The sequence below is a fragment of the Stenotrophomonas sp. STEN083 genome (assembly GCF_056759195.1).
On the sequence record NZ_JBRRCU010000005.1, the window covers coordinates 23,910 to 34,333 of the forward strand.

Annotated in this window: 8 protein-coding genes; 1 reads left to right on the forward strand and 7 read right to left on the reverse strand. The window is 59.6% G+C overall.

The annotated features are described in order from the left end of the window. Nucleotides 1-2 precede the first annotated feature (2 nt). From tagF to ACVOK8_RS02855, 5 genes are all read right to left on the reverse strand, one after another. Complete coding sequence (tagF, locus tag ACVOK8_RS02835; RefSeq protein WP_481565485.1) at nt 3-986, reverse strand: type VI secretion system-associated protein TagF; 984 nt, start codon at nt 984-986, stop codon at nt 3-5. Next, the gene (tssM, locus tag ACVOK8_RS02840) at nt 983-4,708 is read right to left on the reverse strand and encodes a type VI secretion system membrane subunit TssM (RefSeq protein ID WP_481565486.1); all 3,726 of its coding nucleotides are present in this window, start codon (nt 4,706-4,708) and stop codon (nt 983-985) included. Before tssM ends, tagF begins: the two co-directional genes overlap by 4 nt. A gap of 16 nt (nt 4,709-4,724) precedes the next feature. Continuing rightward, entirely contained in the window at nt 4,725-6,116 is a 1,392-nt protein-coding gene (locus tag ACVOK8_RS02845) for a hypothetical protein (RefSeq protein WP_481565487.1), read from the reverse strand. Between the two features lie 77 nt (nt 6,117-6,193). Then, nucleotides 6,194-6,454 (reverse strand): PAAR domain-containing protein, encoded by a 261-nt coding sequence (locus tag ACVOK8_RS02850; RefSeq protein ID WP_303749871.1) that lies wholly within the window; start codon nt 6,452-6,454, stop codon nt 6,194-6,196. A gap of 101 nt (nt 6,455-6,555) precedes the next feature. Continuing rightward, complete coding sequence (locus tag ACVOK8_RS02855; RefSeq protein WP_481565488.1) at nt 6,556-7,149, reverse strand: M15 family metallopeptidase; 594 nt, start codon at nt 7,147-7,149, stop codon at nt 6,556-6,558. Nucleotides 7,150-7,809: 660 nt separating this feature from the next. On the opposite strand from ACVOK8_RS02855, the gene ACVOK8_RS02860 reads away from it, so the two are divergent. Next, the gene (locus tag ACVOK8_RS02860) at nt 7,810-8,394 is read left to right on the forward strand and encodes a hypothetical protein (RefSeq protein ID WP_481565489.1); all 585 of its coding nucleotides are present in this window, start codon (nt 7,810-7,812) and stop codon (nt 8,392-8,394) included. Between the two features lie 139 nt (nt 8,395-8,533). On the opposite strand, the gene ACVOK8_RS02865 is transcribed toward ACVOK8_RS02860, so the two are convergent. Together ACVOK8_RS02865 and ACVOK8_RS02870 are read right to left on the reverse strand one after the other, a co-directional pair. Then, nucleotides 8,534-9,541, reverse strand: a complete 1,008-nt coding sequence (locus tag ACVOK8_RS02865) for a DUF6708 domain-containing protein (protein WP_481565490.1) — start codon at nt 9,539-9,541, stop codon at nt 8,534-8,536. A 147-nt stretch (nt 9,542-9,688) separates the two neighbouring features. Continuing rightward, on the reverse strand, nt 9,689-10,423 hold the full coding sequence (locus tag ACVOK8_RS02870) for a putative type VI secretion system effector (RefSeq protein ID WP_481565491.1): 735 nt from the start codon (nt 10,421-10,423) through the stop codon (nt 9,689-9,691). Nucleotide 10,424 lies beyond the last annotated feature (1 nt).

Here is a 10,424-nt window from a genome sequence, read left to right on the forward strand (position 1 = left end):
CGTCAGGTTCCCAGGAAGGTCTCGCCAAACAGCCGACGCGCAGTGACCAATGCAAGGTCATCACGTTCGAGGAAGCTGCCGAAGCGGTTCAAGTTGTAGTCGCCGTGCAGGTAGTCGTCCACCCACTCCGAATGCTGCAGGTGAATCAGGTAGTCGCCAGCTTCGGACGGATCCAAGGCCGCGCGCAGCACCATGCGATCCGCGCCATTGAAGCCGATCACCATCGTCGGCTTGGCATCATTGCGGATCAGCACCGCCAGCTCGAAGTCACCCCGGCTGACGAAGCTGGACACCAGGTCCAGCCAGAACGCGGCCACCAGCGGCCGGTAGGCCGGGTCGCGTACCAGCGGCAGCACCAGTGCCTTGTCGATGTTCACCTCGCCACCGCTCAACACGGGCTGCAACAGCAGACCCAGTGCCGGCAGCATCTGCCGCAACGAAACCTCGCCATGCCCAGCCTCACGCAGGCGTTGTTCGAAGCTGGCGATGGTTGTGCCTTCAAGGAAGTCCTGGAAGCTGGCGTTGTAGTCGGCCGGATCGGTGCTGATGCTGAAGCGAGCATCAGACAGCTGGCTCAGCGCCTGCGTTGCATCGGCATCTTCGTTGGCCTGCCGAGCCAGACGGGCCAGCCCCGACCATGCGTTGGACAATGCCAACGGGCTGCGGCCGATGAAGGGCAGCGGCTCGGGCGCCTCCAGTCGCAGTGCTGAAAGCAGCGGGAAGCGCCGCTCAGAGGCATCGCGACTGGCAAGGAAATGGCCGCACACCAGCATCTTGCTGCGCGAGCCGAGGAAGGCGTAATTGATCTCCGGCGCCTCGTCGTAACGCTGCTTCCAGTCCGGGCTTTGGCTCAGCAGCTCCAAGGATTCGCCAGCCCAGCGATCAAGCCAGCCAAGCAACTGGTGGTTGTCGGCGGCGCGCACGAAGTCACCGCGCGACGGCACCTTTCCGAAGTAGGAAACCCCGGCGCTGACAACGCGGCTCATCGTGCACCTCCCGCGGCCTGCTGCGGCGCGGCTGGCGCGCTCGCAGGTGCTTGCCCTTCGGGTGTAACCGGAGCAGCAGCGGCGACAGGTACGCCACCGGCCACCCGCTCCGGCAACTGCAGGCCACGCTGCCAATCACTGCCATCAGAACCCGTGCCAGCACGGCGCACCACGCGCATCTCCACGGTCACGGCAACGCCGCTGCCTTCCCAGGTGATACGGCTGGAATCATCAAGCCGTTCGTACTGGCCTTCGGACATCAGGCGTTTGAAGCCGTTCGAGCCCGGTGCATTGAACACCTCCACCGTGCGCCCATCACCAGTAACCGCCGAAATCTTCACCCCAGGAATCTGGCCTGCGTTCGGGTATTGCATGGTGGTCCACTGCGGCGGTGTGTTGCGATAGCGCAGCTGCTGGCCATCAATCTCGATGGTGTATTCCACCGCACCGGTTGCAGGCGACGGCAACAACTCAAAGATAGTCGTGTCCTGGGCAGCGCCTGCACCCGCGCCACTTACCCAATTGCCATAGTTGGCGACCAGTTCGGAAGACAAGTTGATACCGATACCTGCCCAACGGCGTGCTTCAAGCAAAGGACCACGCTGGATGACCAAAGCCCCCATCGCATCCTTGTTGAAGGTGGCGATGCTGCCGCTGGCACCGAAGATGGCAGCGATGTCGCTGGCGGCTGCATCCACATCCGAGTTCAGGTTGAACGGATACTGCTGGCCGATGCGCGCCTTGAAGGGATCATAGACCTGGGCCTTCCAGGTCTTGTTGACCTCATCCTCGGTCGGCAACACCAGGGCCGCAAAGGTCTGCGTCAACGGACGCAACAACAACGGACGCAATGCCTCGCGCTGCTTCTCGTCCAGCCCGTTCAATACCTGCTCGTCGACCAGCGCCAAGGCAACGCTCAGCTCGGAGCCCTCATTGCTGAAGGTGTCCTGCATCAGCTTGCGTGCACCAACGCCCACGTCGCCTTGCGACTTGATGGCGTTCAAGCGTGCCCGCAGCTTGCCCAAGGTATCAAAGTAGGCCGAGATTACCGCCGGCTGATCACCGCGCGGCATTGTCAGCCGTGCGATGCCTTCAAACGCCTTGCCAATCGGCCCCACCGGCGCGGCAGCGGCGGCCGCCGCCGGGTCCTTGCGCAGGATGGTGCGCTGGAACCAGGCCACGAAGCCCTTGCCGGACTTGCTGGAACGCGCCTGTGCAGGCGGGTTGTCCCAGATGGTTTCCTCGTTGATCTTCTCAAGCAAGGTACGCAGCGGCGAGTTGCTGGCATCACCAAGGCGGTTGATGCGCGCCGTGGCCTCGTCGAAGGTATTGAACTCGGCAACACTCAAGCCGGCAACGAACTTGCCCCACTCGCGCGCGTACTCCTGCTTGTACATCGTGACCAGCTCACGCGACACGTGTTCCGGGCTGCCGGCCAGCGACAGGTCGCTTTGTTCGGTCGTGCCCAGCACCCAGTCGGTGGTGCTCAGCTGGGTATTGGCCGCTTCCTTGATCGCGTCCTGAACATAGTCTTCCCAGGCCTTGCGGCTGAAGGCGCCGGAGATGGCATAGCTGCCATTGATCAGGCGGGCATTGCGCTCCTCGCCCACCAGACCATCCACCGTCACCGTGCCAAAGCGCGCACCAGCACGCGCCTTGATCTGCGCGAAGACGCGCTCCATCGCCGGCTGGCCCTTCATCACCTGCGACAAGGCCTGGCGCGAATCGGTGACCAGCGTCACCTTGTTCTGCACCTGCGGCCAGCCCGGTTTACCGGCCTGCGCCACATAGAAGGTCATCAGCTTTTCGGCGGCCCGCACCATTTCCTCGCGGCTCATCTGGCCACGGTTGGCTTCCAGCCAGTTGCGCCAGAACAGTGTCAGCTGCTGCGACAGATGTGCGCCTTCCACGTACTTGGGATTGCCCAGCATCAAGTAGGTCTTGAGCGCGTTGTAGGCGTCGTTGGTGCTGGTCGGCGATGCGTTCTGGTACAGCGTCTCGCTCTCCGCAGCGCCTGCGTTGGCCTGGCCGAGCTTGTCGCGCTCGGCAACCACCTGCCCAAGATAGTTCTCGAGGTTGGAAACGGTGGGGGCCAGCATTACCTGCTGCATGCCGTGGTTGTACTCACGCAGCAGCTTCTCGCGGATCGCGTCGCCTTGGTACAGGCCGAGGCTGGTGGTGATGCCGCCTTCCTTCTTATAGCGGTCCAGCTGTTCCATGCGGTCCTGCAACAGCAGCAGCGCATCGACGCGGGACTTCAGATCCATGCGGTCCTTCTGCACGCGCACGGCCTGGTCCAGATCCTTGGTGGCATTGGCCACCAGCTGCGCATTGGTGGTGTAGGACCAGGTCCACAGGCCAAGCCCGAGCGCCAGCACACCCACCGCGCCTAGGAAAACACCGTAGCGCAGGCGGTTCTGGTGCGGACTCGCGTACTGCCGTACCAGATCGCGGTCAGCAAAGATCACCTTGCGGAACAGGTCCTTCAGGAAGAAGGCAGTCTGCCCGCTTGGTGCTTCGTCCACGTTCGAACCGCGTTGCAGGCCAAACTGCCTGCCCACGCGCTCGGACGCGTGATGCACTGAGCGACCCTCCTGCAGCGCACTGCTGAAGTAGAAGCCACGGAACACCGGCTTGAACTGATAGGGGTTGTCTTCGAACAGAGTGGCGATGAAGGTCCGCAGCGCGGGCTTGATGCCAACGAACTCCAGCGGCAAGGACAGCAGGCCCGGCGATACTTCGCGCCCGCGCTGCATCGCCATGTGCGTCAGGCTCATTTCCTTGATGCCGTCGGCCAGCTCGTCGAAATGCTTGTCGAAGGCAGTCAGCGCATCACCCTGCTGCAGCACATCAGCCGGCAACGTCGCGCCCCAGACATTCTCGCGTTCGCCCGGATCCAGATTGCCAAAGAATTCGCTGAAGCCGGCAATCAGGTCGGCCTTGGTGAACAACACATACACCGGAGCGAACACCTCCAGCTGCTCGGTGACTTCCTGCACACGCTGGCGCAGGTTCTTGGCCAGCTCCATCGCAAACTCGGGCTTGCTGCCAGACAGCTCGGCAATGCTCACCGCGATGATCACGCCATTTATGGGTGCGCGCGGACGGTTCTTCTTCAGCAGCCCGAGGAAGGTCAGCCACTCCATGCGGTCTTCGGTACTTACCGAATAACGACCGGCCGTATCCAGCACGATTCCGTTGGTGGTGAAGTACCAATCGCAGTTGCGGGTACCACCGATGCCCTGGATGACATTGCTGCGGTTGTCCTCGAACGGGAACTGCAGCCCGGAGTTGAGGATCGCCGTGCTCTTGCCCGCTGCCGGGTTACCGATGATCACGTACCAAGGCAACTCATACAGCGCAGCTTTGCCTTTGAGCATACCCATCCGCGAGGACTTGATCTGCTTCACCGCATCCAGCATGCGCTTGCGCAGGGCCTCGGTATCGGCACGCTGCGACGGTTGCGCGTTGGCCACGGCCTTGTCGGCCTCGCCCTGCACCATCGCCTCCACACGCCGCGCCGCGCGCCGCGCCATGATCCGCTTGATGATCCAGACGATCAGCGCAATGACCAACAGCGCTGCAAGCACGATCGCCGCCCATATCCCGATCTGCCTGGCCTCGGCCTCACCGTATTTGGCCAGCCCAGCGGCGCCGATAAGACCAATCACCATCCACAAGCGATAGTCGCGCAGGTAGTAGCTGAAATTGCTCAAACTCATGCAAGGAATCCAGGGTTCAGGAGACTGCCGGCATTGCAACCGCCAGCGTCGGGGAAGGAAGCGGCTCTACGAGGCCAAACAAACGTTGCTGCGCGTCGGCAACGCCCAGCAACACAACTGCCTCGGACTGGCGCTGCAGCTGCGCTTGGGCCAAAGCCAACAAGGCGACCGGCAACACCGGGCCGAGCTCACCAGAGCACAATGCCAGGGCAAGGCTCTGTGAACTGAAATCAAGATCAGGGTTGATCGCAGCCGTGACTGCCGCTGTATCAACCAGCGATTCAGGGCGTTGATCGGAATCATGCATCACGAACTGCACCCGCGCCGCGTCGGCAAGCAAAGGCTGCAACCACTGCGTTGCCGCGCTGGCGAGCTGACGGCGGAGCTCTGCAGGACGCGTGCCGTGAACCGGCTCCAGACGCTCGAACTGCGGCCGCCAGAAACGAGCGGCACCCTCATCTGCGAGCTGGCTGCTGGCCAGCAACACACCAGCGGCACCCTCGCCCGGCACGTGACCATCGGCGTGTTGCGCGGTTGCCAGCAGGCCGCGCGCCAACCAGTTATTGATGACCGCAGCGTCTATCGCTGAATAGCAGGAAGCGATCAAATGCCAACGCGGTGTGCCCGAGCTCAAGGCATCCACAACCCGCTGCAGATGTGGCCACACATCACCGGAACGCTCGAACGCGCTGATGCGCACATCAAACCGTCGCGCATCCAACCCGGCCTGCAGCGCCTGTTCTTGCAGCCATGTCTGCGCCCAATGACGCAGACCGTCCGACCAGGATGGCGAAACGACGAGCTCCACGGTAAGAACATTCTCGACCCGATCTTCTTCGCGCCGACGCAGACCAGCAATCACAACTTCTTCACCACCAACAATTGCCGGCATCGCGCCATAAGCCGCGTCGAGTAATTGTTCGAGAACGGGCTGCAACAACGCCATCGCGCGCCGCTCATGGGCTGCGGTATCAATCGCTCCTTCGCGCTCAGACAACACTGCCCACTCGTCAAGACCAGCGACGGCACTCACACGAATCGGAAGATTGTTGGCGTCGCGGAAACGCGTGTCCAACTGCGGCCGTGGCAACGCCGAGGCGACGGCCAACACCGCGTTCGCATCGTTGCCCGCAGGCAGGTGAACGCTTCCTGCGGTGATTGCCACCGAGGAAACATGCGTGCCGCTGGACTCGACTGCAGCTGCAGGTTCGGCCTCTTCGGCATTCGCGCTGGCTGCAACCGCCTTGTCAACGCCACGTGAAAGCATGCCGCGCAGCATGTAGCCCGCACCGCTCAACCCCACCGGCAATACGCCGAGGTAGGCCAGCATCTGCATGCCATTGGGGGTGGTGCCACTGCTACGCCAGTACATGATGGCCGCTGCCCAGGTGGCGGCAAAGACCATCATTACGCTCCCCGCGTTCTTCAACCATCCTGCCATCAGTCGCTGTGCTCCATGCGCTGCTCCTGTACCGCGTGTTGCGCTCAGCCCAACCCAGTGCTGCTCTGTGTGGCCATCAACGTGGCCCCACATGCAGTGCGATCTCCGTCACGTGCTACAGGCTGCCCGTCGATTACGACGGTAGCGTCACCACTGATGATTGAAGTTGCCCCGTGCACCGCGCAGATGGCGCGGTCCCCGATGCGGGAAACCGGCTTTCCATTCACGTCTGTCTGGGCAGTGCCAGACACCACGCTACCACCATGACTTAACTTGTCGCCGACAACGATAAACGGTCGTGCCATGCATCACACTCCTTGATTCGCCGTGACCCAGTCTTTCCATCGCCCCTGTCCAACGGCGACCCGAGTCATCACCGGCGTACGATACCAGCACTTGTTCGCGCTTATAAGCCTTGGCGTCGCAGTTCATCACGCTTCGCGTTGCGTGCCACCTTGCATCGCGCCGTGGCCTCTACGTGCACATAGTCCTTGATGCTGCGCCAGTTGCCGCCCCAATCCAGACCTGCCTGTTCAGCAAGCTCGCCGTACAGAAAATAACCGCGCCGGGTCCACGGATCTTCCATGTCCCATTGCAGACGTCCGTCACGAATTGGCGCACTGTCCACACCCAAACCGTACTGATGACAGCTCTGCCAAGCACCGGCGCGGGTCGCCTTGCCACCGGCCATCAACTCGGCCTGTCGCTCGGGGCTGCGATAGCCTTCGATCAACACCATCTCGTAACCATACTGACGGCGCATGACTTCGTAGATAGCCAGAACGCGTTGCTGCAGATCCGGATCAATCTGGTTCCATTTGCGATCAGCAGTGACTATCTCTGGTCGCAGGCGGCGAATTTCAGTGGTCGTGAACACTTCCGGCGGCGGCGCAGGCGGCGGCGTCAGACGCTCACCACGCAGCAACTGCGCAACCATGGAGCCGGACTGGGCAAGATCATCACCGCGGAAATCAGACAGCACCACTGTCTGTCGTGACATCAGAATTATCACCGGAGGAATACACAGCAAGCCTATTGCGATGGTCAGCACGGGCCAGTGACGACGCAGCGTGCCACGTACACTCACAACCTCTTCACGAACCCCGCTGCGCACACGCGCAGCACCTGCGCCAGCGCGATCGCCTGCACGTCCCGCCCTTTGTCGCACTGCAACCCAACGCGCCCGCAGACGCGCAAACACCGGACCCAGCGACTCAGGGAACAACAGGCCCCAGCAAAGCAACGCAACAAGCAGCAACAGCACAATGGCTACAACGACAATTACAGTCACCGGTCCTCCATGACGACAATGCAGGTTGACGCATCGAGAGGCTTACTCTACAAATGCGCGTATTCGTCTCGGCACTAGCCGACTCAAACCAAGGGCTGGAAGCACTTGAATAATGGCGGAATAAATCGGCCGAGTCTGCTCTCAGGGGGAGCGCAGAACAACGGCCCGGCACCGAACACGGGCCGCATTCTCGCAGACATGGAAGGTCGACAGGTTGCCGCATCATCGCGCGCCACCAAAGACCACTCCCCCCAAAGCCGGCGTGTCTGGTGGTGGGTTGGTGCGGGTTGCGCACTGCTGCTTGCATTCACAAGCGCAACACTGTGGTGGCTCTCAAGCAGCCGCACACAGGACGATGCCGAGTACTCGTTGAACCCTGACGCAGTTCCAGATTCGTCTGCAACTTCTGTCACCGGACACCCCGATGCACCCGCAGCTGCAGGTAGCAATGGTGCCGCGATGATTGTTGATGCACCGGACACCACGGACGCAAACAGCCGCAATGCAGCCACGTCGGCGCAGGCGTTGCCGGCGACAGCAAGTACAACTTCAAGTGCAACGGCTGCAGCTCCTGCAAGAGAAGCGCGTGCGCAGCGCGCACCAGCAGCTGCACGCACCGCTGCAGGCAGCAGGACGCAGGATGAAAACCTGCTCGGCACGCTGCTGGGCATCATCAAGGAAGAAGAAAGCAAGAAGAAGAAAGCTGCTGCAGCGCCACAGCCTCAGACCATGGACGATCTGATCGCGAAGATCGAAGCAGACGACAAGAAGCGTGCCGATGACGAACGCGTCGCGTTCGAGCAGGTGGCAACGCGGAAGACTGCTTCAACAGAATCGACCATCCAGACCCAGCTGCGCGCCTGCCCTGGTGCGAACACCACCAAGGGTTTGGAGTGTCGCGCGAAGATCTGTGCAGGGGTACGTGGAAGGGATCCGGCTTGTCCTGCTATGTGATGGCGTGTGTGATGCGCTTGGGCATCGAAGGGAAGTCAGCAATTCCCGAACGACGCTGACTCAGCCATCGGGAGGCTCTGCACTGCTTCTCAACGAGCCCGCCTAGGCGGGCTTTTTCTTAAGCGAAGCAGGCATCGAACTACAAGGGGTCTGTACCGCCCCTTCCGCGCTTCCGCTCACGATGAAGCTGCCTCATTCTCGCCACTACGTCCGGGCGCTCACCAAACTGGTCGATGTATTCAGGCTCTTCCCAACGCCCCTCGTCATTTGGATCAAATCTACTCTCCGCAACGGTCGCGGGCGAAAAATGGGGCGTCGCACATGTTGCCATAACCAGCCAACGAGTTAGCGCCAATACCCCATACCAAGGAAACAGGAAGTGTCTTAAGGGAAACAACGACCTGCCAAGCAAGAAGCAGGTCCAGCGATATGAGTTCCTAAAGCTGTTCTTCATGGACAGCGTAACGATCTTATCCGACTCGTGAGCAACAGCATAATCGGGCCCACCGTCCATATACCTGTTAATAAATTCCCAGCGACCACGAACTCGCGAAGGATCGTCAGTGAAAGTCCCCACAGTAAACGTATCTACGATGATCCGATTTTTATCTAAAATATGGCGACGAAGGTCGCACAACTCTTTGTTTTGATTGCCCCAGCCCAAAAAGAAGAAGAGATCCTCACTTCCCCAGGAAACAACAACCTCGCCATTCGCGCCGTTATTCCTGAAAATATGAACCTTCCTCGTCAGCCTGTTGAATCTGATCGGATAATAACGGCATGCAAATAAGTCGTGCCGAAGCACCAGGTTCCAAAAAAAGTATACGAACCCGCCCATCAGCAATAAAAAAAGAACCACAACCGTGAACTCGGTCAATGTTGGATCCACCGGAAAAACCAAAACCACAGCGCAAATAGTAAGAACGGCGCCGAAAAGGCTAAGAGCACCTGCGGCGAATGTAGGGATGAAACCTTTCATTGAAAAGGTTCGATCCACGAAGTCCGCATATGTCGAGTTAAGGGATATCAGTGATGCGGAGTCATCTGGATGGAAATCACCGCCTACCCCCTGAGCAAGATGCTCTTTCTTTTCGACATTGAGTATCCCTCTCTCAGCCTCAAATTTTGGATACCAACCTGTCAACATATCAACTCACTCCATATGCACGCAAATACCCATCCGTCGCTTGCATAACTATCAATACAGCGTTGAAATTTACGAACCTCGACCAGCTATAGGAAGACCGCAATCGATTACGGAATCTCCAGTTAACAATACTGCTTCTGATACCGATTAATAGCGGAAATAGAAAGGACCGAGCGCTGGCGGATCATCCGGCCGAATAGAAGTCATAGTCTTCTTGCGCAAATTTATTTCCCCAGGGTTCTTCCAACCAACCGAAGTGAAAACAATCTCCGCCATTTTCACAAACGGAAGATACTTTCTTGAAACATTCCAACCAATAAGTGAAAAAATAGCGACAACCGCCAAAATAACTACACCAATAGTTACCATCAGCATAGGCAAATCCCCTCCACCACCTAGAACCCAGAAAAAAGCTAGCACGACATTAGTGACGATAACGACAGCCAATGACATCCACAGCAAACCCCTGATTGTGGTCTTAATATGCGCCGATCTACCGGACACAACGTGAGGGAAAAGAGCGATGATCCGGTCACGTGGACGAAGCACGGCGAATGCTCGCATGTAACCATCGGCCTCTTCCGCCACCACTTCAACCTCGTCTCCATCCTGAAATGGGTTCCCCCATAAAACCGCACGCACTTCCTCATCACCCAACTGAAAGGTCAGCGCAAAAGCCTCCTCGCGCATCTCTTCCATAGACATAGCCACCATCCCAGCAGCTAGCCCACTCAATCCGGCAGCAGCTGCCAGCGTTCCGGCAAGCGCACTGCGCTTTTGCAACTCCTCCCCCTGGAACGCGTCAACCGTTGTTACTTCAACTTTAAGGCTGCGCATGGTGCCCACCAGAACTCGCACCAATGACGTCGCTTCAGCATTCATC